We start from the raw sequence: 23,645 nt of genomic DNA on the forward strand, positions 1-23,645 counted from the left end.
GGTGGTTCCGATAAGGGTGCGGAAAGGAGGGGAACCCGGGTTCGGGTTCCCCTCCGGGGCGCACGGAATCACCGTTCCTGTACGGAAGGACAAGAACTGCCGGCAGCGGGATGTCACTGGGAATGCATGGAAGTCACTGCGTCCAGAATAGCCACTGCGGGCGTGCTCTGTCAGGAGGTCCCTGTATCTCCTGCCTGCGTGGTGCGCGGCGGCGGGACGCGGCGGCTGCCGGTGGTTTCGAAGGCCGCGGCCAGCTGGAGCAGGTCCGTGTCGCTGTACGCTTTGCCGGCGATGGTCAGGCCCACGGGCATGGCAAGGTCAGCCGCGACTCCCATGGGGACCGTGACCGTGGGGATGCCCAGGTGCCGGGGGACCAGGTTTCCGTTGGCCACCCACACGCCGTTGCGCCACGCGATGTCTGCGGAAGCCTCGTTGCTGTCGGCATCGGCGGGTGCAACGTCGGCAGCTGCCGGGAACACCACGGCATCCAGTCCCAGCCGGTCCATCCATTCCTCCAGGTCGACGCGCCGGGTTTCCTCCAGCCCCGCCAATCCTTCGGGCAGGTGCGGAATATCGGCCAGGACTGGAACGCCGTACTCCCGGATCCAGGCGGGATAGTCGCTGATGTCGTCATCGAACCCGTCGTAGCGGTCCGGCAGCGAACCTTCAGGGGCTGGGAAGATGGCGGAGCCGTCCACGTCAGACAGGCGGTTCAGCCGCGGATCACCGTTGGCATCAAGGAAGTCATTCCACGCCCAGGCTGACAGGTCCACGATCTCCCGCCGCAGATACTCCGGGGACACGAATCCCCGCGTGGCGATGGTGGGCGCGCCCGGCCGGTCCCCTTCGTAGTTGGACACCACGGGGAAGTCCACCTCGATGACCTCCGCGCCTGCGGCCTCGAGGTCCTGCCGGGCTGCGTTCCAGAGGTCCAGCACCGAGTCCCGGGTATTGATCCGCTGCCCCGTGGGACCACCGATGCCCGGATGGTCCGACGTCCCGGCGTCGGGATCGGCGTTGATGTACATCCGGGGGATACCCAGCCGCTTGCCCGCGAGGACGCCGGCTGCTGCGAAAGCGTCCGGCACGGCCAGCTCAACGTACGACGGCGGGCGGACACTTGATGCCTTGGGTACCGGCACCCACGGCTGGACGCGCCAGAAATCCCCGCGTGCCTCGGCGTCGTCCGCCACCACGACGTCCAGGACTTCGAGCAGGTCGGCCATGGTCCGGGCGTGCGGAACCACCACGTCCATGGTGGGCACCAGGGGCCAGTTTCCGCGGACGGAAATGACCCCGCGCGAGGGGGTATAGGCACACAGGGCGTTGTTGGACGCCGGGGCGCGACCGGAGGACCAGGTCTCTTCCGCGAGGCCGAACGCCGCGAAACTGGCGGCGGTGGCGGTCCCGGAGCCGTTGGACGAACCTGACGCGAAGGCGGCCGTGAGGTAGTCCGCGTTGTAGGGGCTTTCTGCCCGCCCGTAGACCCCGCGCTGCATCCCGCCGTTGGCCATGGGAGGCATGTTGGTAAGCCCGATCAGGACTGCGCCGCCGGCCCGGAGCCGTTCAATGGTGAAGGCGTCGCGCTGCGCCACCAGGTCCTTGAACGCCGGGGAACCGGCGGCCACGGTGAGGCCGCGGACCTGGTAACTGTCCTTGGCCGTGTAGGGGATGCCGTCCAACGGGCCCAGCGTGAAGCCGGCCGCCCGGCGCCGATCGGACGCCTGCGCCTCGGCCACCGCCTCCGGATTTATGACCACCATGGCATTTAGACATATGCCCGATGAATCATATTTTTGGATCCGCTCCAGGTACAGCTCCACCAGCTCCTCGCTGGTGACCTCGCCGGACTCGAGCGCCGCACGCAGCCGGCTGATGCCGGCTTCGACGACGTTGAACGGGCGGGCTGCGGGCGCGGACTTTTGCTCCTCGACCAGTTTCACGCGGCCTCCTCCCTCGGGGCAGGCTGCTGCTGGGTGATGCAGTGGATGCCGCCGCCGAAGGCGAAGATGTCGCGGGCGTCCACCAGTTCCACCGTTCGGCCCGGGTACGCGCGCTCGAGGATGCCTGCGGCGATGGCGTCGTTGGGATCATCGAAGCTGCACAGCACCACCACGTCGTTAGCCACGTAGTGGTTGATGTAGGACCAGTCCACCCAACCTTCGTCGTCCTTGAGGGTTGTGGGCGCGGGAACGTCGATAATGCGCAGCGGCCGGCCCTGGGCGTCCATTTGGCCGGACAGGACCGCCTTCAGTTGGAGATAGACGGCGTGATCCGGGTGTGCGGGGTCGTCTTGGCGGTGAAGCAGGATGGTGCCGGGTCCAGCGAAGGTTGCCACGATGTCCACATGGCCGCGGGTGCCGAATTCGTCGTAATCGCGCGTGAGTCCGCGCGGCAGCCAGATGGCCTTGCTGGTCCCCAGGGCCGCGGAAACCTCCGCTTCCACGGAGTCCTTGGTGGCGCCGGGGTTGCGGCCGGGATCAAGCTGGACGGTCTCGGTCAGCAACACTGTCCCCTCACCGTCCACGTGGAATCCGCCGCCCTCGTTCACCAGTGGACTTGTCCGGACGGGGACGCCGGTTGTGGCGGCGACGGCCTTTGCCACTGCTTCGTCGTTGCCCCAGGCTGCCCATTCCTGGGCGCCCCAACCGTTGAAGATCCAGTCCACGGCGGCCACTGATCCGTCCGGTTGGTGTACGAAGGTGGGTCCGCTGTCCCGAAGCCAGGCGTCATCGAGGGGGACCTCCACGATGTCGATGCCCGTGCCGAGCCATTCCCGTGCGGCCGTGGCGTCCCGGGGATCGGCCACCACGGTGACCGGCTCGTACCTGGCAATGGTCTGTGCCACCCTGGTCCACGCGGCGCGGGCGCGGTCAAGGGTGGGGCTGCCTGTTGGACCGAAGGTTTCGTTGGGTGGCGGAAATGCCATCCAGGTGCGCTGGTGGGCCTCCCACTCGGCGGGCATCCCGGTGGTGGCGGAGGGCGAAACGTGGTTGGGGGCGGCGGTGGCCCCAACGGCGGTCGAATAAATGAATGACATTCATTTATTATGGAGAGGCGGATGTGTCGTGCGCAAGGGTTACGCCGATTCAGTCCATGCCTGACCGGTCAACTGCCGCCAGGATGGCACGTGCCAGTTCCGCCGGCTTGGTGAATTGCGGCCAGTGGCCGGTGGGCAGGTCGACATAGTCGACGTCGTGGACCCGCGCCAGCTCGGCGACGAACGGACTGCCGGCCGCGATCCACTCCCTGAGCAGGGCCGCGGGAAACTCGCACGCAATCACAGTGGCGGGCACGGCGTAGCGGCGCTCGTCATGCAGGTGCTGCCTGCCGTAGGCCACGCCCCGCGGTTCGGGAATGGCGCGTGCGCGGAAGGCCCGGCGGAGCCCGTCGTCCAGGTCCACCAGGTCGGCGTCATCGAAGCTTTCCCAAGGCGGAAGGGGAATGTCGTCACCCTCGGCGGGCAGTTCGTCATTGATCACACCCCCTTCGCCCAGTGGGCCGCTGTCCACGTAGATGGCGCGCTCCACCTTGTCCGGCCGTGCGTCAACGGCCCCGTGGATGATGGCGCCACCTCCCGAATGCCCCACCAGGACCACCTTGCCGCCGATGGCATCGACGGCCTGGACCACGGCGTCTATGTGGTCCTGCAGCCCTATTCCGGCCCGGCTGGAGTCCACCGATTCCAGTCCGGGCAGGGTCAGGGGGTGGGGGCGGTGGCCCGCTGCCTCCAGGGCAGGTGTCACCTCCGCCCAGGATGAAGCGTCCAACCAGAATCCGGGTACCAGGATGATGTCCATGACCGCACCCTACCCCCCACCCCCTGCGCCGGAGCAAGGGGCCGCTACCGCTTCCGGTTCCGGCCCTTCCCGGCGTTCCGGCTGCCGCGTTCGAAGGCCTCGCGCTCTGCGGAGCGCTGCGACTTTCCCGCGGAGACCACCTTCTGCTGCCACTCCCGGTGGTAAGCGCGCTGGGCGGCAACGTCGGAGCGGCGGGCCAGGGCTGCGAGTTCACGCTGCATCTTCAGGTACGAATTCCAGCGCCGTTCCTCCAGGACGCCCCCGTCAATCGCTTCCCGGACTGCGCAACCGGGCTCAGTTCCGTGCGCGCAGTCCGCAAACCGGCAGCCCGCGGCCAGTTCCTCCACGTCGCCGAACATCCCGCCCAGGCCTTCGCCGGCGTCGAACAGCCCGAAACCCCGCACGCCGGGTGTGTCCATCAGCACCGTGCCGTTGGACAGCGGCACCAGTTCGCGGGCGGTGGTGGTGTGCTTGCCCTTGAAATCGCCGGACCTCACGGCACCGGTCTCTTGGACTTCCTGCCCCGCCAAGGCGTTGATCAAGGTGGACTTGCCGGCTCCGGACGGACCCAGGAGCACAATGGTGCCTCCGGCCGGAATGCGGCCCATCAATTCGTCGATGCCGTCGCCGTTCTCGGCAGAGGTGGTCACCACGTCCACGCCCGCCGCCTGAAGGACCACCTTCCCGACGACGTCGTCCGCCACCTGCGCAAGGTCAGCCTTGGTGATGATCACCAGGGGAGTGGCGCCCGAGTCCCATACCGCCACCAGGGTCCGCTCCAGCCGGTTGTGGGTGAGCGGCCGGTCCACGGGCACCACCACGCCAACGGTGTCCATGTTGGCGGCAAGGACCTGCTCGGCGGACGAGTCCTCGAAGGCACGTTTGCGGCTGAGCTCGGACCGGCGGGGCAGGATGGCCAGGATCTGGCGCCCGCCGGCGCGGTTGGGGCCGATCCAGACCCAGTCACCGGTGACGGGCTGGTCGCCGGTGAGCGGGTAGGGAAGGTGGAGCAGCCCGTCGGCGACGGCGACCAGCAGCAGCGTTCGGTCCACGCGCACCACCCGCCCGGCGCTGGTGGCCTCGGGGTTGGGATGTGCGGCGAAATGGCGGGCGACGGCGGGCGTGTAGCCGTAGGCGAAAGGGCCCTCGGCCGTTGAAGGGTTGTTGATGCCAGGGTTGTCCAGGGCGTTGCCTGAAGGAATATGCACGTTGGTGTCCTCGGAAAGGTTCCCGGAGCAGGCGCGAGGTACCGGTCAGGAATCTCAGGAATGGCGCGTGCAACGGGAAAGGATGGTTGATGGTGTTGATGCGGGGCGCTCACGGCGCGCGGCAGTTGCAGTCATCAAAGCCACCTCCTCTCCCTCGTGCGGGTCCCGTCACCCTGCCGGGAACGGCAGGATGGGGCCGGGACCCACTTTAGTGGCCACCGGCGTCGGGCACCAGAGCCTGGACCACAAGGGGGGCGGACTCCCGTGGATCCACCCCCTTCCGGCCGCTAGGCGCTGGTGGCGTCCTGGACCTCGCCCACCAGCTCCTCGATGATGTCTTCGAGGAAGAGCATCCCTGTGGTCCTGCCGCCGGCGTCGAACACCCGGGCCACGTGGGCCCCCGTCCGGCGCATGGCGGCCAGCGCATCCTCAAGGTCGGCGCCGGCAAAGGCCGAGGCGAGGCGCCGGATCCGCTTGGCCGGCACCGGCTGGTGGAACTTCCCGGCCGTGGTCAGGTCCATGACGTCCTTCAGGTGGAGGTAGCCGCCAGGTTCCCCGGCCGGGTTGGTCAGGATGTACCGGGAGTAGCCGTGCCCGGCTACGGCCAGCTGGATATCAGCAGGCGTGGCCGACTCCGGCAGCAGCACCATCTCCGCCATGGGGACCTGGACATCTGCCACGGTCTTGGCCGTGAATTCGAAGGCGTTGCTCAGGGTGCCACTGGTGTCAGCCAGCATCCCGTCCCTGGTGGACTGCTCCACGATGGTGGCGACCTCGTCCAGCGTGTAAGCGCTGGTGGCCTCATCCTTGGGTTCCACCCGGAAGAGCCGGAGGACGGCATTGGCAATCCCGTTCAGCGACCAGATCACCGGTTTGAATACCCGGGCCACCAGGACCAACGGGGGAGCGAGCAACAGGGCCGCCCGGGTGGGTACCGAGAAGGAGATGTTCTTGGGCACCATTTCCCCCACCACCACATGCAGGAACGTCACCAGCAGCAGCGCCACAACGAACGCGATGATGCTGATCGCCTCATAGGACAGGGATGTCAGGCCCAGCGGGATTTCCAGGAGGTGGTGGATGGCGGGCTCGGAGACGTTCAGGATGACCAGCGAGCAGACAGTGATGCCCAACTGGCTGGTGGCCAGCATGAGGGTGGCATGCTCCATGGCCCAGAGGGTGGTTTTGGCCGCCTTGCTCCCCGCCTCCGCCTTGGGCTCAATCTGGGACCGGCGTGCGGAAATGACGGCAAACTCGGCACCGACGAAGAAGCCGTTCACCAGCAGGAGCACCGCCAGCCAGATGATGCCGGGAAGGTAGTCACTCATGGGCCAGCTCCTGGGTCAGGTTGTCGATGATCCGGTCATGCGGGCTCCGCGGCGGTTCGGCGGCCCCGGCGGGAGTGAAGCGGAGCCGCTCCACGTGCATCCCCGCCACGCGCTCCACACGGAGGGTGCCGCCGTCGACCGCCACTTCGTCGCCCAGCTCCGGCAGCCGGTCCAGCTGGTCCGTGACGAACCCGCCAACTGTGTCGTACTCCTCCCCGTCCGGAACCTCGATGCCGGTGCGGTCCAGCAGTTCATCGGGGCGCAGCGCCGCGTCGAACGTGACGGACCGGCCAACCCGGACCACACCCGCCCGTGCGCGGTCGTGTTCATCCTCGAGTTCGCCCACTATCTCTTCCACCAGGTCCTCGAGCGTGACGATTCCGGCGGTACCGCCGTACTCGTCGGAGACGATGGCCACCTGGAGCCCCTGCCGGCGGAGGAGGCCCAGGAGGGTGTCCACGCCCATCGACTCCGGGACCCTGAGCGGTTCAACCATCAGCCCCGCCGCGGTGGTCCCGGCGCGCTGGTCCAGGGGCAGCGCGAACGCCTGCTTGACGTGCAGGAGGCCCAGCACCTCGTCCCGGTCGCGGCCGATCACGGGAAAGCGGGAGTAGCCGGTGGCCGTGGCAAGGGCCACAATGTCCTCGGCGGTGTCACCGGACGCGACAGCCGCCATGCGCACGCGCGGAGTCATCACGTCCGCTGCGCTGTACTCCGAAAAACGCAGGGTGCGGCGCAACAGGGTGGCGTGGTCAAGGTCCAAGACCCCTTCGACGGCGGAGCGGCGCACCAGGGAGCTCAGCTCCTCGGCGCTGCGCGCACCGGAGAGCTCCTCCTTCGGTTCGATCCCGAACCCCCGGATGATCCGGTTGGCTGTGTTGTTGAAGAGCAGGATCACCGGCTTGAACACAGCCGTGAACAGGGCCTGGAACGGGACCACCACCTTGGCGGTAGCCAGCGGCAGTGCCAGGGCGAAGTTCTTCGGGACGAGCTCGCCCACCACCATCGAAAAGACCGTGGCCAGGAAGATCCCGGCAACGGAGCCAACGGCGGGAGCCACCGCATCGGGAACGCCCAGCGAGGTGAGCGGCGCGCTGAGCAGCCGGCTGATGGCCGGTTCAAAGGTGTAGCCGGTGAGGAGGGTGGTCAGCGTGATGCCCAGCTGCGCACCGGAAAGGTGGGTTGAGGTGATCCGCAGCGCTTTGATGGTGGGGCCCAGCCGCTTCTCGCCGCGGGCCTGTCGGGACTCGAGGTCATGCCGGTCAAGGTTCACCAGGGCGAACTCGGAGGCGACGAAGAAGCCGGTACCGACGGTCAGGACCAGGCCGATGCCCAGCATGATCCATTCATACATTGGGGCGCCCCTCTCCTGTGGTGGCCGGTGGTCCGGTCAGGCGGCAGAGGGGCAAAGGCATGTGTGAAGGAGGGTCGTCCATAACCGGTTCAACTCCGCTCCCGCCGGCGAAGTTCCCCGCGGGGTTCCAGATCCCGTCCAGTGCGGGGTTCCGCGCTTAATCATGGTGCGGGGTTCTTCTGCCAGGCGCGGCGGGGTGTGATACTTGCTGCGGCAGCATTCGGGCTTTTGGGGGGACTTCCTGCATATGGTTCTGGACACCGCAACCCTGCGCATCGCGTTTGGCCTGATGGCCCTGGCGCTGGTGGTCCTCTTCTACTTTTCCGCATACCGGGTGACGCGCTCGCCGTACAGCGGCTGGTGGTGCGTTGCCCTGGTGTTCTTCCTGGCGGGGTCGGGCTGCTTCCTGCTGAACGGCACCCCCCACCAGGTTTGGGCCAATCCGCTGGGTAACGCGGTGCTGGTGTACGGTGCGGTGGCGGTCTGGGCCGGGGCACGTTCCCTGCGGACTGCGCCGCCGCCGAAGTGGGCCTTCACGGGCATCCCGCTGGTCACGCTGGTTGCCTCCGTGCTGGACCACCCGGCCACCAACACATGGTCCGGTGGCGCCGTGTTCCTCGCCGCCATGAGCGCCACCATCGGGCTGGCATCCCATGAGCTGTGGCGCCTGGAACCCGGCTACTCGAGGGTCCGCATTCCCATGGCCGTGGCTGCTGGAGGGCTGTCCGTTTTCTACTTGTTCCGGTGGGTGGCCTTCCTCCTGGACGGCCAGGACGGTCCAGTGTTCGTCACGGTCTTCGGGTCCGCCGTGACCACCATGGTGACCATGGTGCTGCTGGTGGTGGTCTCCTTCAGCATGGCAGCACTGAGCAGCGAACAGCAGACGCGTGCCCTCCGCGTGGTGGCCACCCGCGATGACCTCACCGGGCTCCTGAACCGCAAGGCGTTCCTGGACCTTGCTGCCGAGCAGCTCGCAGACCGCGCCATCACCCGCGGATCCGGGGCGTTGATCCTTGCCGACCTGGACCATTTCAAGACGGTCAACGACACCTACGGGCACGCTGCCGGGGACTTCGCCCTGAAGGCCTTCGCTGACGCCTGCGTAGCCACCGTGCGTTCCACGGACTTGACCGGGAGGTACGGCGGGGAGGAGTTCGTCATCCTGGTTCCCGGGGCCAGCGCCGAGCGGGCGGAGGCAATCGCGGAGGAGATCAGCAGGCGGCTGGCCGACGCTGCCGCGCCGGGCGGACTGGAGCTGCCCACGGCCAGTTACGGGATTTCCGTCTACGACGCCGGCACCTCCAGCGTGGACCGCCTCATCGCTTCAGCCGATGCCGCCCTCTACCGGGCCAAATCGCTGGGCAGGAACCGCGCCGCCCGCAGCGACGAGATGCTGTAGGGCGGCGCGGCTCCCGACTGCCGGTCAGAGCGGCTGGAGGGCGTCCGCCTGGCCGGCAAGGAGCGTCAGGGCCACGGCTTCAGGCCGGTCCACGGTGCTCTGGATGGCCACGGAGGTGCCCTTGCGGGCCGAATCGAGGATGGATTCCATGACTTCCAGGACGTGGTAGGCCAGGGCACCTCCCGCGCGCGGTTCCTTGCCCTGCGGGGTGGAAGCCAGGTCAGCGATGCCGAACCCGCGTCCGGAGTCGATGTAGCCTGCGGAGGCGGGAAGTGTTTCCCAGTCCTCGGCGCCCAGGGAGAACAGCTGGACGTCGCCGTCGAAGTGGTTGGGGTCCGGCACCACCAGGGATCCGCGTTCGCCGTGGATTTCGATGTTCGGGGACTTGGACTTCACGGCGTCGAAGCTCATGAACAGCGTGGAAAGTGCACCCGAGGCGTGGACCAGGACGCCCGTGACGTGGGAGTCGATGTCCACGGCTACCTGCTCGCCCTGCCGCGGTCCGGACCCGATGGTTCGCTGGTTCCGGGTATGGCTGGCGGCACCCACCACGGACACCACCGGTCCAAGCAGCGTCACCAGGGCCGTCACGTAGTAGGGCCCCATGTCCAGGAGGGGCCCGCCGCCGGGCTGGTAGTAGAAGTCCGGGTTCGGGTGCCAGCGTTCGTGCCCCGGAGTTGCCATGGTGGCGGTGGCCGAGATGGGTGCGCCGATCAGCCCGTCATCGATCGCCTTCCGCGCGGTCTGGATTCCGGTGCCCAGGACGGTATCAGGGGCGCAGCCGACGGCGACGCCGGCCTCGCGTGCCGCGTCCAGCACCTGGCGCGCCTCCGCAGTCGTGGCAGCAAGGGGCTTCTCGCCGTAGACGCTCTTCCCGGAGGCAATGGCCTTCAGGGCGATTTCCGCATGCGCGGCGGGGATGGTCAGGTTCAGGACCAGGTCGATGTCGTCAGCGGCGAGCAGTTCGTCCACGGAGACGGCGCGGACTCCGTCGTAGTCATCCGCCACGGCCTGGGCACGCGCGGGATCCAGGTCCGCGACGGCCACCAGCTGGATCTGGTCCAGGCGCCGGAAGTTGGCGAGGTACTGGGCGATGATGGCTCCGCAGCCAATGATCCCTACGTTCAACGGCTTGCCCACAGCAGGCCCCTTTCGATGATGGTTCGTACGTTCCGGTCCTGCAGGATTTCCACCCGGTGCCCGGGCGTGCAGACGAAGATCCGGCCCTTGCCCCACTGGCGGGTCCAGATGGCGGGGGAGGTGACTTCGCGGTGCCAGGGGTCCCACTCGCGGACTTTTTGGGTGGTGGTGGCGAGGACGTCGATGTAGTCGTCCGAGAGGACCCAGTACTGCTCGGTCTCCAGGTCGAAGTCCTGGATGCCCCGGGTGATGGGGTGTTCGGCCGCCGCGGGCAGCATATTGACGGTATAGGGCACATAGTTGTCCGACTGCTCGCCGATGCACTCATCCGGGTGTTTGCCGGGGTGGCAGGCGAACTGGCCGCCGATGAGGTGCAGGTAGTCGGAGGTGTTCCGGTAGGAATCGGCGATTCCACCGTGCCAGCCGGCCAGGCCGGTGCCGTTCTCCACGGCGGCCCGCAGTCCGGCGAACTCGTCCTTTTCGATGGTGGACATGGTCATGCACTGCACGATCAGGTCCACCCCGGCCATGTACGCGGCGTCGGCGTAGACCTTGGGGGATTCCTCCACCCGGACGTCATAGCCGTTGTCTTTGAGATAGGGAATGAAGAGCTCGGTGGCCTCGTAGGGCTGGTGGCCGTCCCAGCCGCCCCGGACCACCAGTGCATGCTTGCGTTCTGTCATTGGATTTCCTTTGTTTGGCTCCCGGCCTCGCGGGCCGGAAAGAGCAGGGATCAGCGGCTGGCGAAGGCGGCGTCGAAAGCGGCTGCGGGCGGGGCGATGCGTGCCAGTTCCCGGACCATGGCAAGGGCCTGCGGGGCGCCGATGAGGCGGTCCATTCCAGCATCCTCCCATTCGATGCTGGTGGGACCCTCGTAGCCAATGGCGTTCAGGGTCCGGAAGATCCGGTTCCACTGCACGTCACCGTGTCCTGCCGTGACGAAGTCCCAGCCCCGGCGGGGGTCCGCCCAGGCGAGGTGTGAGCCAAGCCTGCCGTTGCGCCCATCCAGCTGCCGGACGGACTCCTTCACATGCACATGGAAGATCCTGTCCGCGAAGTCCTGGAGGAACATCACGGGATCCAGGTCCTGCCAGATGAAGTGGGAGGGATCGAAGTTCAGCCCAAAATTTTCCCTGTGGCCAATAGCTTCAAGGGTCCGCTTCGTGGTCCAGTAGTCGTAGGCGATCTCGGACGGGTGGACCTCCAGGGCGAACCGGACTCCCACGTCGTCGAAGACGTCCAGGATGGGGTTCCACCGGTCCGCGAAGTCCTGGTAGCCGGCGTCGACCATTGCCTGCGTGGCGGGCGGGAACATGGCGACGGCCTTCCAGATGGAGGAACCGGTGAACCCCGTCACGGTCTTGACGCCAAGCCGTGCGGCCGCCCGGGCGGTGTCCTTCATGGATTCCGCTGCCCGGCGGCGCACCCCTTCAGGCTCACCGTTGCCCCAGACCTCCGCCGAGAGGATGCCTTGGTGGCGCTCATCGATGGGGTCGTCGCAGACGGCCTGGCCGGTCAGGTGGTTGGCGATGGCGAACACCTGGAGGTTGTTTTTCTCCAGGATGTCCAGCCGGCCCTGGACGTAGTTGTCATCGTCGGCTGCCCGGCGGGGGTCCAGGTGGTCGCCCCAGCAGGCGATTTCCAGCCCGTCAAAACCCCACTCGCCGGCAAGCCGGGCCACTTCCTCGAAGGGCAGGTCGGCCCATTGGCCGGTGAACAGCGTGATCGGTCGTGTCATTGGGTGGTCCTTGGGTTCTTGGAGCTGTGGATCGCTCAGACTTTTTGCCATTGGCTCGAATTCGCGGCGCTGGACTCCACGGCGGCGAGGACCCGCTGTACCTGCAGGGCATCCGCGAAGGACGGTTCAGGCTGCCGGCCTTCGCCGATGGCGGTGACGAGGTCCACCACCTGGTGGGTGAAGCCGTGTTCGTACCCGAGGCCGTGCCCGGTGGGCCACCAGTTTCCGACGTACGGGTGCTCGGGCTCGGTGACGAAGATCCGGCGGAATCCTGCGTCGGGCGATTCAGCCGCGTCGTAGAAGGAGAGGACGTTCATCTCCTCGAAGTCAAAGGCGAGGGAACCTTTGGTGCCGTTGATCTCCAGCCGCATGGCGTTCTTCCGGCCCAGGGCGTACCGCGTAGCTTCAAACACGCCGATCGCGCCTGCGGAGGCGCCGCCGTCGAACCTTGCGCTGAAGATGGCCGCATCATCGACGGTGACACTCCCGCGCGGGGCCTCGCTGCTGACGTCGCCGTGGCCGCCCAGGCCCACCAGGTCGCCTGCCAGCGGACGTTCGGGGACGAAGGTTTCCAGCAGTGCCGAGACCCCGCTGATGTTTTGCCCCGTGACCCACTGGGCGGCGTCGATGCTGTGCGCACCGATGTCGCCCAGGGACCCGGATCCGGACTTGGCCTTGTCCAGCCGCCAGGTCATGGGGGCGTTGGCGTCGGAGAGCCAGTCCTGGAGGTACTGGGCGCGGACATGGCGGATCTCGCCGAGCCTGCCCTGTTCGACGAACCGCTTGGCCAGTGCCAGGGCCGGGGTGCGTCGGTAGCTGAAGCCGCACATGGAGAGGACGCCGTGCTTCGCGGCAGTCTCCGCGGCCAGTGTCATCCGTTCGGCTTCTTCCACGGAGTTGGCCAGCGGCTTTTCGCACAGCACGTGCTTGCCGGCTTCGAGGGCCGCGATGGCGATCTCCGCGTGGGTGTTGCCGGGCGTGCAGATGTCGATGAGGTCGATGTCGTCGCGTTCGATCAGGCGCCGCCAGTCGGTCTCCACCGAGTCCCAGCCCAGCTTGTCTGCGGCCGCCTGGACGCCGTCGGCATTCCGCCCGGCCACTGCATTGAGCTGTGGCTGCAGCGGCAGGTCGAAGAACCGTGGCGCGGTGCGCCAGGCGTGGGAGTGGGCGGCACCCATGAAGGCGTAGCCCACCATGCCCACCCGGAGGGGTTCGGCGATGCTCATGGCATCGGTCCTTTCTACTTGCTGAAGCCGGCGGTCAGGCCTGCCAGTAGCTGGCGGCGGCCGATGACGTACAGAACCAGGATGGGTAGGGTACTGAGCACCACGGAGGCGAGCACGGCAGGAATGTTCACGCTGAACTCTCCTTGGAAGGTCCAGAGCCCCAAGGGGAGGACCCGCAAGCTGGGGCTCTGGGTGAGGACCAGTGGAAGCAAGAACCCGTTCCAGACGTGCAGGCCGTTGTAGATGGCAACAGTCACGATTGCAGGGCGCGTCAAGGGCAGGGCCAGCCGCCACATCGTCTGCCACTCGCTGCAGCCGTCCAGCCGCATGGACTCGAACAGTTCGTTAGGAACGTCACGGATGAAGTTGGACAGGATCAGGACCGTTAGCGGGATGGCGAAGGCTATGGACGGCAGCATCAGCGCCAGCAGGCTGTCATACAGGTTGAGCCTAATGATCATCAGGTAGATGGGGATGATCGTCGCCTGCAGCGGGATGGCCAGGCCCATCAGGAACATGCCGTTGACCAGCTTGAGGAACCTGCCAGCCCCGCGGACGATGGCAAACGACGCCATGAAGGAGATCAGCACGGCAGGAATCACGGAACCGAGCGTGACGATGGCGCTGTTCATGAAGTACTGGGCAAAATCCGCCTCGAGGACCGACTGGTAGTTCTCCATCGTGGGCTCGGCGGGCAGGGACAAAGGATTCTGACTGAAGTAGCCGGCCTGCGTTTTGAGGCTGGTGACCACGACGTAGTAGACCGGCAGGATGATAACGGCCAGCCATATCCAGCCGCCCAGGCCGCCGGGGATGTTCAGGCGCCGAAGCCGTGGGCCGAGTCCCCGGTTCGCGGCTGCTGTGCCGCCAACCGACCCGGTGCGTGCCTCCCGTGTATCGCTTTTCAGGACGGTACTCACCCTACAAACCTTCCAATTGGCTGCCCTGCTTGTCCTTGCCTCCAAGGCGCTGGAGGAACAAAGCGAGTGCAAGGCCGATGATGACGAGAATGACGGCGATGACGCTGGCCGGGCCCATGAGGTTGGCCCGGAAGCCGCGGAGGTACATATCCAGGGCGAGGATCCGGGTGGAGTTTCCCGGTCCACCGCCGGTGAGGACAAAGATCAGGTCGAAGTAGGTCAGCGACCCCACCACCATCAACGTGGACGAGGTGATGATCGTGTACTTCAACTGCGGAAGGGTGATGTGGAAGAACTGCTTGATGGTTCCGGCGCCGTCGATCTGGGCCGCCTCATACAGTGACTTCGGGATCTGCCGCACGCCACCTTGGTAGATGAGCGTGTGGAACGGCACGAACTGCCACGCGATGACGAAGATCACCAGGCTGAGCGCCAGATGCGGGACACCCAGCCAGTCCTGGGCCAGGAATGGCAGGCCCAGGCCGGTTGCCAGGCCGAAGTTCGGGTCCAGCAGTGCCTTGAATGCGATGGCCACAGCTGCTGAGGACAGCAGCAGGGGCAGAAAATAGAGCACCGCCAGGACTGCCCGGTAGCGTTGGCTTCCCGCAGTGAAGACGCCGAGCAGGAGGCTGATGGGGGTCTGGACCAGCCAGGAGACGATCATGATCAGGAAGGTCAGCCCCAAGGCGTTGTACAGCCCGGGATCCGCCAGCACGGAGAACCAGTTATCCAGTCCCGCCGCCCCGATGGCACCGATGCCGTCCCAGCTGGTGAAGCTGAGGATGAGAACACCGCCCAGCGGGATGACGGCGAAGACCAGGAAGAAGAACAACGCAGGAATGGTCAGCCACGCCAGGGCGGCCTTGCGCTGTTCCGTTTGCTTGGAGTCCTTGACGCCGACAGCGCGCCCCGGGGCGGTGGAGACGGCGCTACTCATTTCCCGAGGGTGCCATTCATATTCTCGGCGAACTGTTGCGGCGTGATCGACTTCAAGAACAGTTGGTCGATGTTGTTCAGCAGGGCTTCAGCTGCGGTGGGGCTCAGTGCCTGGTCCCACGACTGCTGGAAACTGGGGGCGTTCTTCGCAAGGTCGTAGACGAAGTTAAGGAAATCCTTGTCCGGGGACGTATTCAGCTTGCTTTCGATGCCGTTGACAATGGGAACCGATCCGGAGTTGATGTAGGCGTCGATCATGGTGTCGGTCATGATGCCGTCCTTGAGGAACTTCTTGGCGGACTCCTTTTCCTTGTCGCTGGCCTTGGCGGAGATGGACTGGTAGTTCGCCGGGTTGCCTACGCCGTTCTTGGGATCCCCCTTGCCGCCGGCGACAGTGGGGAACTGTACGAATCCAAGTTTCCCGTCCTGGACGAAGTTCTTACCGTCCTTTTTCATCGGGCCATATGTCCAGGAACCGTGCAGCATCATTGCGGCCTTGCCGGTGTACAGCAGGGCCTGGTCCGCATTGGAGTCGGCAGTGATGGAGGAGAAGCCCTTGATAAAGCCATCAGCGGAGACGAGTTCCTGGATCTTGGTGCCGGTTTCGACCACCGCGGGGTCCATCCAAGCATTGGGCTTGCCTTCGAAGATCGCCTTGAATACGTCGGGGCCGCCAATGCGGTCCAGCAGGTATTCAAGCCACATCATGGACGTCCAGCGTGATTGGCCGCCCAGGGAGAAGGGTGCCACGCCCATGCCATTGAATGTCTTCACCAGGGACATGACGTCGTCCCAGGTCCTGGGCGGCTGGACGCCCGCCTTCTGGAAGAGTTCCTTGTTGTAGAACAGGACAATCGGTCCCACGTACATGTTGGGCAGCGCGTAGATTTTTCCGTTGACCGTCGCGGCGCTGAAGGTGGACGGGAAGAACTTCTTCTTCAGGTCCGGCTCGGACTCCAGCCAGCTTGTGAGGTCTTCGACCTGATTCGCCTCGGCATACGTCTTCAGCGTGCCGCCACCCCAGTTGTAGATGATAGTGGGCGCCTGGTTGGCTCCAATGGCGGTTTTGATCTTGGTCTTGTAGGCGTCGTTCTGGAAGAACGTGACCGCGATCTTATTGCCCGGGTTTGCTTGGTTGAAGGCGTCGACGGCCTTCTGCATGTTGGTTTGGTTCGGCTCACCGGAAAGAAACCACATGCTGGCGCCACCGTTGGCGCTGGACGCGCCCGGACCTGACGTCCCGCAGGCACTGGTCGCGGCGACGGCAAAGGGAGTAAGGGCAGCGAGGGCGAGGAAAGAGCGCCGTGAGGTCTGGGGTTGCTTCATTGCTTCTCCATTGTGAATTCGCAGTCGATTTCCGGGGCAGCAGCTCCGAAGTACATTCGAAACATTTCGAATGGTGATATAAGTCACGCTCTAAACTAAAGCGGCAAAGATCAGGACGTCAAGGGATCGTGGAGGATATTTTTAAGATCTTGCGCCTATTTGCGCTATGCCTTGACGGCGAGCGGGCGATTCTCGAGAATGAATGCACATCTCATTTTCGAAAGATTGCGAACGCATGACGACCAAATTGACGGATCGCAGCAAACCCACGCTCGCTACCGTGGCCAAGCAGGCAGGGGTTTCGGCGCCTACGGTGTCCAAGGTGGTGAACGGGCGTGAGGACGTGGCCCCCGAAACCAGGGCCCGGATCCTTGCTGCACTGGAGCAGGCGGGCTACCAGTCGCCTGTCCAGCGCCGGGCGGCCGCCGAAAGCGGAACCGTGGTGGAAGTTGTGATCGACGTGCTCGACTCCGCGTATACCATCCAGGTCCTCAATGGCATCCTGCAGTTCGCTGCCGCAGCCGACGTCGAAATACTGGTCAGCGTGACCGGCCAGTCCACCCCCGCCCGTCAAACTCCGGAGCGCCGGGCGCAGCGGATGCTGGAAGAGGGCAGGGCCGGGATGATCGTTGTGACCTCGGCCTTCAGCGAGGCGCAACTGCACGCCTTCAGGCGCCGCCACATCCCCGTCGTCGTCATCGACCCGCTTAATCCGCCTTCCGCCGACGTCGTCAGCGTTGGGGCCACCAACTGGGCCGGCGGCAAAGCAGCCACCGAGCACCTCCTGGGATTGGGACACCGCCGCATTGCCTACATCGGCGGCATAGAGGGCGCTGAATGCAATCAGGCGCGGCTGCACGGATACATGGCAGCCCTGATGGCACAAGGGATCAGGGTGGACCCCCAGTACGTTTTTTCCGGTGGCCGGTTCCGGACGGAGAGTGGGGTTAATGGATTCAAAGAGCTGCTCAAGCTTGACCCGCGCCCCACGGCGATCTTCGCCGGAAGCGACACGATTGCCCTGGGAGTCCTCAGCGAAGCGCGGCGCCACGGAATCAGGGTTCCCGAGGACATCAGCCTCATCGGCTTCGACGGCACCAACCAGGGTGAGCAGTCGGTGCCATCCTTGAGCTCCGTGGCCCAGCCCCTGGAGGAAATGGGACGGGCGGCCCTGAGGTCGCTGCTGCGCCAGGTCCACGGCGAAGTCCTTGATTCCCACCGCGTGGAACTGGCAACCCAGGTAATCGTCCGGGAATCCACCGCACCTCCGGCCGGATGAAAGACAACCATGAAAATCACCCATCTCGACACTGTGGTCGTGGACTTCTACCGGACAAACCTCATCTTCGTCCGGCTCACAACTGACGAGGGGCTCACCGGCATCGCCGAGGCGACCCTCGAAGGGCAGGAACATGCTGTCCTCGGGGCGGTGGCTGTCCTTGCCGAAGCCGTCAGGGGCAAGGACGCCACGCGGATCACCCAGACGATTTATGAACTCAACCGCGACGCCTACTGGCGCGGCGGTCCGGTATCCATGACAGCGCTGAGTGCCCTTGAGATGGCGATGTGGGATGTTTCGGCGCGCGCTTTAGGGGTCCCGGTCCACCGGATGCTGGGGGGACAAGTCCGCGACCGCGTCCGCGCCTACGCCAACGGCTGGTTTTCCGGGGCCGTCACTCCGGAGGATTTCGCCGAGGCCGCTCTACGGACAGTCGGCCAAGGGTTCCGCGGCCTTAAATGGGACCCTTTCGAGGCCGCGGACCTTTTCCTGGAACCGCGGGACCTGCGGCGCATGCTTGAACCTGTTGAGGCAGTGCGGGCGGCAGTGGGCGACGACGTTGAACTCTTCATAGAAGGCCATGGCCGCTTTGATGTCCCCACTGCCATCCGGGTGGCCCGCGAACTTGAACGGTACCAGCCGGTGTTTTTCGAGGAACCGTGCCCGCCGGACGGGATCGACGCCCTCGTGGAGGTGCGCAGCAAGTCCCCTGTCCCCATTGCCGCGGGGGAGAGGTGGATAGGCCGGAACACCTTCGTTCCTGCCCTGGCCCGCAACGCCGTGGATTACCTCCAGCCGGACGTCACGCATGCAGGCGGGCTGCTGGAAATGTCATTCATTTCCACTCTGGCGGCAGCCCACTATGTGCCTTTCGCACCGCACAACCCCAGTGGACCACTCAGCACTGCGGCAACCCTGCAACTCGGTGCCACGCTGCCGAATTTCCGATACCTGGAGATCATGGCCACCGACGTGCCGTGGCGCAGCGACATCTCCAGTGAGCGTCTTCGGCTGACGGCAGACGGCGACGTCATGATCCCCGAAGGGATTGGGCTGGGCATCGACCTCGACTATGACGCGATCGCGGAGCACCCTTTCACGCCGCATCCCATGCGGATCTTCAGCGACGTGGTGGCCGATATCCGGCCGCCGGACGCCCGGTCGTACTTCAACCTCGAAGGCGCCGGCGTCCGCTGACGCGTCGGACAACGAAAAAGCGGCATCCGCCGGCCTGCTAACCGTACGGACGCCGCCTTGCGGGTGGGTGCTTAGCGTTTGACGGCTTCGAGCTTGAGCATCTTGGCGATGACGCCGTCGAGTTCGGAGTCGTCGAAGATCTTCTTCCAGTCGTCCTTGATGATGGTGTCCTTGCCGTACTGGATGGCGATTTCGCAGGCTTCCGAGAAGGGGTTGGACCCGCGCAGGGCGTTGGTCAGGGCGATCTGGACGTGGCCGAACAACATGGCCTTGGCCGCCTCCTCCGGCACGCCGGCCGTGTGGACGGTCTCGTGCAGCGCCTCGTTGAGCAGCGTACCGATCATGCAGGCCACGGTTTCCACCAGGGTGGGCTCCAGGATGGCAAGCTGCTTGACGGTGACCCAGTGCACGTCGATGACCGGCGCGTAGATGGTGCGGATGACGGCCTCCGCAGAGTCGCGGGTGGCTGCCGGCGCGTCGTCGTCGATGGCGGCGACGACGTTCTGGGGGGCGCCCTCGCCGCCGAAGGTGTCGGCCCATTCCTCCTTGGTGGTGCGCTCCAGGAACACCGACGGGTGGCACGGGTGCGCGACTGCCTGGACGACGTCGTCGCGCTTGGCCAGCAGGCCCGCGTAAGCGGCAGCGGGGTCAAGGGTGAGCAGGATGGCGCCGGCCTTCATCTGCGGCACCACACCTTCGGAGACGATGCCCAGGACGGTGTCGGGGACGGCGAGGATCACCACGTCGGCGCCCTTGACGGCGTCGTCCGTGGCGGTGATCTGGCGGCCTTCGGCCTGGACGCGTTCCTGGCCGGCGGGGGAGTTCTCGCTGTAGAAGACGATGTGGCCGGACTTCTGGAGGTTGCGGGAAACGCGCATCCCCATCTTGCCTCCGGCTCCGATGACGGCGACGGTCAAAGTTTCTGCTGACATTTCACTTGCTCCTTAGGAATTTGATGCTGTGCCGGGTCCACTGGTTTTCGAGCCGGATGGTGTCCGCCTCGGTGTCCTGCCAGGGCAGCCAGTGTTCGACGATCTGGTTGATGTTTCTTTCGTGCGGCCGGATTTTTTCGACCATGTACGCGTAGTCGAGCAGGCCTTCGCCAAGCGGCGCGCCGGAGTAGGTGAAGCCCACCCATCCGTCCTTGCGGCTGAAGGCAAAGTCCTTGATGTGCATGTTCAGGACGTAGGGGGCGACGGCGTCAATGACCTCGCGGGGCATTTCCAGCGCTGCGACGGTGTTGGCGGGGTCGCTGCAGATCCCCAGGTACGGGCTGTCCACGCCGCGGATCACGTCCAGGATGCGGGCGGTGGGGACCTGTTCGTAGGTTTCCACTGCGATCTTCACCCCGGCATCCTCGAATTCCGGCAGCACGTCCTTGAAGATCGCCACCGCTTCCTCCGTGGTGGGGCTGTGGCCGGGGGCGTTGACCATGGTGCGCAGAAGCGGCGAGCCGAGGATGCCGGCGACGTGCAGGAACCTTCGCAGGTGGTCCGGTCGGATGCCCTTGGTGCCCAGCTCCAGGGAGATTCCCAGCCTGTCCGCGGTGTCCCGCACGGCTCGGAGTTCCGTGTCAGCCATGGCCTCCAGGGGTGCGTAGTCGCAAACCTGGAACAGGTCCACGCCCAGCTCCGCGGTCCGCTCCAGGACATCATGAAGGCTCAGTGGCTGGGAGACCTTGGCCGAGAGCTGCCAGTAGAAGGCGTAACTGCTCAGCCCAATCCGTGAGGTCATGCCGGCACCGCCATCGTTTGCAGCCGCGCCGCGGCTTCGTCAAGGACGGCCTTCAGTGCTGTGGGGTCATGGGCGAAGCGGCCCAGGAACAGGCCGGCGACGGCGGGACCGAGTTGGGTGATCAGGCCCGGCCCGGCGCTGCCGCCATAGATGACGCGGCTGTCTTCCTGCCCCGGGAGGCTGCGCAGGTGCTCGTCCAGGCCCGAAATGACGGCGTTGATATACCCGGGCGTGGCCGGCTCCGGAGCGCCGATGGCCCACTGCGGCTCGTATGCCACGATGGTCCTGGCGGCCGCTGCCAGCGATGACGCGCGTTTGAGGATGCCATCGATTTCCGCCGTGCACTGGGCAATGGCTTCCTCAACGGATCCGCGGTGCAGTTCCCCGACGCACAGGACGGGGGTCAGGCCGTTGCGGTAGGCCGCGGCGGTCTTCAGTCCGATCACGCGCTGGTCCTCGTCAAAGATCCGGCGGCGTTCAGCGTGGCCCACCTCGGCGTACCGGCCGCCGAGTTCAGCTACTGTTTTGCCGCCGACTTCGCCGGTGAACGCGCCTTCGTCTTCCCAGAAGACGTCCTGCGCTCCGGTGGCAGCACCTGCCGGACCGAGGATCCGTGCCGCTTCCGGGAGTGCCGGAAGGATGGGCAGGACGAAGAGTTCGATGTCGCCGCTTTGCACCGCGGGGTGGGCGAAGGCGAGGGATGCGACGTCGCGGCAGTAGTCCACCGAGCGGGCGTAGCCGAAGTACATCTTCAGGCTGACGCCGATGATGGCCGTGGGTCCGGTGCGGGGCTTAGCAGGAAGTGACACCTTCGTAGTCCTTAATCAGGGAAACTTTCTCTGCCGAGGCGGAGGCTTCGTCGAAGGTGTAGGTGAGCCATTCCCTGGCGAGGCGCCGGGCGAGTTCCAGTCCGACGACGCGCTGGCCGAAGGTCAGGACCTGGGCGTTATTGCTCAGCACGGACCGTTCAACCGAGAAGGAGTCGTGGGCGGTCACCGCGCGGACCCCCGGGACCTTGTTCGCTGCGATGGCGACGCCGAGTCCGGTTCCGCAGACCAGCAGCGCGCGGTCGGCCTGTCCTGCGGCGATGAGTTCCGCTGCCGCGATGGCGACGGAGGGATAAGGGGTGTGGCTGGTGGCGTCCACGCCCACGTCGGTGACGGACTCGACCAGGTCGGAGGCCTCGAGGTCGGCCTTGAGGGCTTCCTTGTAGTCGAAACCGGCGTCGTCGGCTCCGATGACCAGGCGCAGTTTGGCGCTCATGCGTTCTCCTTGATGGTGGTGTTCCGGCTGAGGGTGTTGTGGATGGCCCGCACGATCAGGGCCATGGAGACGGCGCCCGCGTCCGGGGTGCCGAGGCTCTTCTCCGCGTGCGGACGTGCCCGGCCCATCAGCGGCAGCAGGTGGGCGGTGTCCTCGGCGGCCTGCTGCGCGGCGGTGGCGGCAGCGTCCCAGGCTCCGGACAGCGGCTTTCCGCTGTCCACGCCGGCGGTGAGGGCATCCCGGAAGGGAACCAGCACGTCCACCAGCGTCTTGTCGCCCACCTTGGCCTTGCCGAAGTCCATGATGGCTGCGGCGGCGCCGGCCACTCCGGTGGCGACAGCACCGGCGTCGGGAGCTTTGTCATCGCCCACAGCGTCACCGACGGCGCGCAGGGCCATGCCCCACAGGGCGCCGGAGGTGCCGCCGGCCTTGTCCGCCCAGGCGTCTGCGGCGAAGTAGAGGGTGGTGGCAGCCCCGGCGCCGCGGGCGACGGCGTCTGCCGCCGCCTTCACGGCGGCCCCGACGCCCCGCTCCATGCCGATGCCGTGGTCGCCGTCGCCGGCGACCGCATCGATGCGGCCCAGTTCGCCTGCGTTGGCGTCCACCACGTCCTTGGCCGCGCCGAGCGCTGCGAGGACACGGACGGCCCCGGCACGGGACGCGGGAGTCGCCTCGGGAATGGGAAGTTCGACGTCGGCCACCTCGTCGACGGTCTCTTCCAGCGCTTCGGCTGTGACGGCACCGCGGCGGAAGGCCGGGGCGTCGGCAGGGGCGTTCCAGAGGGCTTCGAGTTCGTCGTCGAGCCAGAAGAGCGTCAGGGACGTGCCGGCCATGTCGAAGCTGGTGACCAGCTCGCCCACCTGCGGATCCACTGCCTGCAGGCCGGCCTCGGCGAGGAGTTGCGCCACGCGGCGGTAGACCACGAACAGCTCCTCGTACTTCACGCTGCCCAAGCCGTTCAGGATGGGGACCACGCGTGCACCCTTGGGGTCCACGCCCTCCGGCACCTCGGTCAGGAGCTTGGCGACGAGGAGTCCGGCGAGCTCATCCGCCGTCGGAATCGCCGTTTCGTCGATGCCCGGCTCTCCGTGGATGCCCATGCCGACGGCCATGCGGCCCTCGGGGACAGAGAACAGGGGCTGGGTGGCTCCCGGCAGGGTGCATCCGCTGAAGGCCACCCCGAAGGAACGGGTGCGGTGGTTGGCGCGTTCGGCGATTTCCACCACCGCGTCCATTCCGTAGCGCGCTTCCGCGGCGGCGGCCGCCACCTTGAACACGGTCAGGTCCCCGGCAATGCCGCGGCGCTTGGTGTGCTCTTCGACCGGGGCGGAAGAGACGTCGTCGGTGACGGCGATGCTGCGGCAATCGATGCCTTCCCGGCGCAGCTTCTCCCGGGCCTGGGTGAAGTGCAGGACGTCGCCTGCGTAGTTGCCGTAGCCCAAGAGCACCGCGGCGCCGTTGTTGGCCGCCTTGGCCACGTTGTAAATCTGTTGTGCCGACGGCGACGCGAACAGGTTGCCCATCGCGGCGCCGTGCGCCAGGCCCTGGCCCACCAGGCCCGCGAATGCGGGATAGTGGCCGGAGCCCCCGCCGATCACCAGTGCCACCGTGTCCGGGGTGCTCTTGGTGCTGCGGACCACGCCACCCGAAACGCGTTTGACCCAGCGTCCGTGGGAGGCGACGAAGCCCTCGATCATTTCGTCAGCGAAGGCTGAAGGTTCGTTGAAGAGGCGGGTCATGGGAAAGCTCCTGGGCCTGGCTGGGGGGACGATCTGGTTCGGGGGTGGGATGGTGCGG

General features: G+C 66.2%; 21 protein-coding genes. 3 read left to right on the plus strand and 18 right to left on the minus strand.

Translation table 11 applies throughout. The annotated features are described in order from the left end of the window. Positions 1–170 precede the first annotated feature (170 nt). The 6 genes from AC4EEV_RS11465 to AC4EEV_RS11490 form a co-directional block, all read right to left on the minus strand. The gene (locus tag AC4EEV_RS11465) at positions 171–1,943 is read right to left on the minus strand and encodes an amidase (protein WP_491328977.1); all 1,773 of its coding nucleotides are present in this window, start codon (positions 1,941–1,943) and stop codon (positions 171–173) included. Beyond that, positions 1,940–3,040: an agmatine deiminase family protein gene (locus tag AC4EEV_RS11470; protein ID WP_018763382.1), complete on the minus strand. Its 1,101-nt coding sequence runs from the start codon at positions 3,038–3,040 to the stop codon at positions 1,940–1,942. Before AC4EEV_RS11470 ends, AC4EEV_RS11465 begins: the two co-directional genes overlap by 4 nt. Positions 3,041–3,089: 49 nt before the next feature. Further along, a complete protein-coding gene (locus tag AC4EEV_RS11475) occupies positions 3,090–3,800 on the minus strand; it encodes an alpha/beta fold hydrolase (protein ID WP_018763381.1) in 711 nt (236 codons plus the stop codon). Between the two features lie 44 nt (positions 3,801–3,844). Continuing rightward, positions 3,845–5,008, minus strand: coding sequence for a ribosome small subunit-dependent GTPase A (gene rsgA, locus AC4EEV_RS11480; protein ID WP_491328978.1), 1,164 nt, complete (start codon positions 5,006–5,008; stop codon positions 3,845–3,847). Between the two features lie 287 nt (positions 5,009–5,295). Beyond that, entirely contained in the window at positions 5,296–6,336 is a 1,041-nt protein-coding gene (locus tag AC4EEV_RS11485) for a hemolysin family protein (RefSeq protein ID WP_018763379.1), read from the minus strand. Continuing rightward, on the minus strand, positions 6,329–7,690 hold the full coding sequence (locus AC4EEV_RS11490) for a hemolysin family protein (RefSeq protein WP_491328979.1): 1,362 nt from the start codon (positions 7,688–7,690) through the stop codon (positions 6,329–6,331). The genes AC4EEV_RS11485 and AC4EEV_RS11490 overlap by 8 nt, the downstream gene beginning before the upstream one ends. A 247-nt stretch (positions 7,691–7,937) precedes the next feature. On the opposite strand from AC4EEV_RS11490, the gene AC4EEV_RS11495 reads away from it, so the two are divergent. Further along, complete coding sequence (locus AC4EEV_RS11495) at positions 7,938–9,089, plus strand: GGDEF domain-containing protein (RefSeq protein WP_026265040.1); 1,152 nt, start codon at positions 7,938–7,940, stop codon at positions 9,087–9,089. A gap of 24 nt (positions 9,090–9,113) precedes the next feature. Here AC4EEV_RS11495 and AC4EEV_RS11500 read toward each other — a convergent pair whose 3' ends face one another. From AC4EEV_RS11500 to AC4EEV_RS11530, 7 genes are read right to left on the minus strand one after another with little or no spacing between them, the layout of a single operon-like run. Next, positions 9,114–10,229, minus strand: a complete 1,116-nt coding sequence (locus AC4EEV_RS11500) for a Gfo/Idh/MocA family protein (RefSeq protein WP_109044212.1) — start codon at positions 10,227–10,229, stop codon at positions 9,114–9,116. Continuing rightward, a complete protein-coding gene (locus AC4EEV_RS11505) occupies positions 10,214–10,912 on the minus strand; it encodes a ThuA domain-containing protein (RefSeq protein WP_018763375.1) in 699 nt (232 codons plus the stop codon). Before AC4EEV_RS11505 ends, AC4EEV_RS11500 begins: the two co-directional genes overlap by 16 nt. Positions 10,913–10,962: 50 nt before the next feature. Next, complete coding sequence (locus AC4EEV_RS11510; protein WP_491328980.1) at positions 10,963–11,967, minus strand: sugar phosphate isomerase/epimerase family protein; 1,005 nt, start codon at positions 11,965–11,967, stop codon at positions 10,963–10,965. Positions 11,968–12,002: 35 nt separating this feature from the next. Further along, entirely contained in the window at positions 12,003–13,193 is a 1,191-nt protein-coding gene (locus tag AC4EEV_RS11515; RefSeq protein ID WP_491328981.1) for a Gfo/Idh/MocA family protein, read from the minus strand. Positions 13,194–13,207: 14 nt separating this feature from the next. Continuing rightward, positions 13,208–14,113, minus strand: coding sequence for a carbohydrate ABC transporter permease (locus tag AC4EEV_RS11520; protein ID WP_109044209.1), 906 nt, complete (start codon positions 14,111–14,113; stop codon positions 13,208–13,210). A 1-nt stretch (position 14,114) separates the two neighbouring features. Then, complete coding sequence (locus AC4EEV_RS11525) at positions 14,115–15,050, minus strand: carbohydrate ABC transporter permease (protein ID WP_109044208.1); 936 nt, start codon at positions 15,048–15,050, stop codon at positions 14,115–14,117. Continuing rightward, complete coding sequence (locus AC4EEV_RS11530; RefSeq protein WP_109044207.1) at positions 15,047–16,375, minus strand: extracellular solute-binding protein; 1,329 nt, start codon at positions 16,373–16,375, stop codon at positions 15,047–15,049. Before AC4EEV_RS11530 ends, AC4EEV_RS11525 begins: the two co-directional genes overlap by 4 nt. 235 nt (positions 16,376–16,610) lie before the next feature. Here AC4EEV_RS11530 and AC4EEV_RS11535 point away from each other — a divergent pair, with 235 nt between their 5' ends. Further along, positions 16,611–17,654: a LacI family DNA-binding transcriptional regulator gene (locus AC4EEV_RS11535; protein ID WP_491328982.1), complete on the plus strand. Its 1,044-nt coding sequence runs from the start codon at positions 16,611–16,613 to the stop codon at positions 17,652–17,654. A gap of 9 nt (positions 17,655–17,663) precedes the next feature. Further along, positions 17,664–18,851: a mandelate racemase/muconate lactonizing enzyme family protein gene (locus tag AC4EEV_RS11540; RefSeq protein WP_109044205.1), complete on the plus strand. Its 1,188-nt coding sequence runs from the start codon at positions 17,664–17,666 to the stop codon at positions 18,849–18,851. Between the two features lie 71 nt (positions 18,852–18,922). On the opposite strand, the gene AC4EEV_RS11545 is transcribed toward AC4EEV_RS11540, so the two are convergent. Genes AC4EEV_RS11545 through AC4EEV_RS11565 form a run of 5 tightly spaced genes read right to left on the minus strand, consistent with a single transcriptional unit; the run spans position 18,923 to position 23,587 of the window. Continuing rightward, the gene (locus tag AC4EEV_RS11545) at positions 18,923–19,783 is read right to left on the minus strand and encodes a phosphogluconate dehydrogenase C-terminal domain-containing protein (RefSeq protein WP_109044204.1); all 861 of its coding nucleotides are present in this window, start codon (positions 19,781–19,783) and stop codon (positions 18,923–18,925) included. Between the two features lies 1 nt (position 19,784). Continuing rightward, positions 19,785–20,585 (minus strand): sugar phosphate isomerase/epimerase family protein, encoded by an 801-nt coding sequence (locus AC4EEV_RS11550; protein ID WP_491328983.1) that lies wholly within the window; start codon positions 20,583–20,585, stop codon positions 19,785–19,787. Then, on the minus strand, positions 20,582–21,394 hold the full coding sequence (locus AC4EEV_RS11555) for a triose-phosphate isomerase family protein (protein WP_491328984.1): 813 nt from the start codon (positions 21,392–21,394) through the stop codon (positions 20,582–20,584). Before AC4EEV_RS11555 ends, AC4EEV_RS11550 begins: the two co-directional genes overlap by 4 nt. Continuing rightward, positions 21,378–21,848 carry a ribose-5-phosphate isomerase gene (locus tag AC4EEV_RS11560; protein WP_491328985.1) on the minus strand — a complete coding sequence of 157 codons (471 nt, stop codon included), beginning with the start codon at positions 21,846–21,848 and terminating at the stop codon, positions 21,378–21,380. Before AC4EEV_RS11560 ends, AC4EEV_RS11555 begins: the two co-directional genes overlap by 17 nt. Beyond that, a complete protein-coding gene (locus tag AC4EEV_RS11565; protein WP_491328986.1) occupies positions 21,845–23,587 on the minus strand; it encodes a dihydroxyacetone kinase family protein in 1,743 nt (580 codons plus the stop codon). Before AC4EEV_RS11565 ends, AC4EEV_RS11560 begins: the two co-directional genes overlap by 4 nt. Positions 23,588–23,645 lie beyond the last annotated feature (58 nt).

This window comes from Pseudarthrobacter sp. MOO14 (assembly GCF_058267675.1).

What these genes read in the sequence shown, in the direction of transcription:
- AC4EEV_RS11470 (WP_018763382.1), bottom strand. Translation starts at nt 3,040, where the DNA reads ATGTCATTCATTTATTCGACCGCCGTTGGGGCCACCGCCGCCCCCAAC.
- AC4EEV_RS11475 (WP_018763381.1), bottom strand. Translation starts at nt 3,800, where the DNA reads ATGGACATCATCCTGGTACCCGGATTCTGGTTGGACGCTTCATCCTGG.
- AC4EEV_RS11485 (WP_018763379.1), bottom strand. Translation starts at nt 6,336, where the DNA reads ATGAGTGACTACCTTCCCGGCATCATCTGGCTGGCGGTGCTCCTGCTG.
- AC4EEV_RS11490 (WP_491328979.1), bottom strand. Translation starts at nt 7,690, where the DNA reads ATGTATGAATGGATCATGCTGGGCATCGGCCTGGTCCTGACCGTCGGT.
- AC4EEV_RS11495 (WP_026265040.1), top strand. Translation starts at nt 7,938, where the DNA reads ATGGTTCTGGACACCGCAACCCTGCGCATCGCGTTTGGCCTGATGGCC.
- AC4EEV_RS11505 (WP_018763375.1), bottom strand. Translation starts at nt 10,912, where the DNA reads ATGACAGAACGCAAGCATGCACTGGTGGTCCGGGGCGGCTGGGACGGC.
- AC4EEV_RS11510 (WP_491328980.1), bottom strand. Translation starts at nt 11,967, where the DNA reads ATGACACGACCGATCACGCTGTTCACCGGCCAATGGGCCGACCTGCCC.
- AC4EEV_RS11515 (WP_491328981.1), bottom strand. Translation starts at nt 13,193, where the DNA reads ATGAGCATCGCCGAACCCCTCCGGGTGGGCATGGTGGGCTACGCCTTC.
- AC4EEV_RS11525 (WP_109044208.1), bottom strand. Translation starts at nt 15,050, where the DNA reads ATGAGTAGCGCCGTCTCCACCGCCCCGGGGCGCGCTGTCGGCGTCAAG.
- AC4EEV_RS11530 (WP_109044207.1), bottom strand. Translation starts at nt 16,375, where the DNA reads ATGAAGCAACCCCAGACCTCACGGCGCTCTTTCCTCGCCCTCGCTGCC.
- AC4EEV_RS11535 (WP_491328982.1), top strand. Translation starts at nt 16,611, where the DNA reads ATGACGACCAAATTGACGGATCGCAGCAAACCCACGCTCGCTACCGTG.
- AC4EEV_RS11540 (WP_109044205.1), top strand. Translation starts at nt 17,664, where the DNA reads ATGAAAATCACCCATCTCGACACTGTGGTCGTGGACTTCTACCGGACA.
- AC4EEV_RS11545 (WP_109044204.1), bottom strand. Translation starts at nt 19,783, where the DNA reads ATGTCAGCAGAAACTTTGACCGTCGCCGTCATCGGAGCCGGAGGCAAG.
- AC4EEV_RS11550 (WP_491328983.1), bottom strand. Translation starts at nt 20,585, where the DNA reads ATGACCTCACGGATTGGGCTGAGCAGTTACGCCTTCTACTGGCAGCTC.
- AC4EEV_RS11560 (WP_491328985.1), bottom strand. Translation starts at nt 21,848, where the DNA reads ATGAGCGCCAAACTGCGCCTGGTCATCGGAGCCGACGACGCCGGTTTC.
- AC4EEV_RS11565 (WP_491328986.1), bottom strand. Translation starts at nt 23,587, where the DNA reads ATGACCCGCCTCTTCAACGAACCTTCAGCCTTCGCTGACGAAATGATC.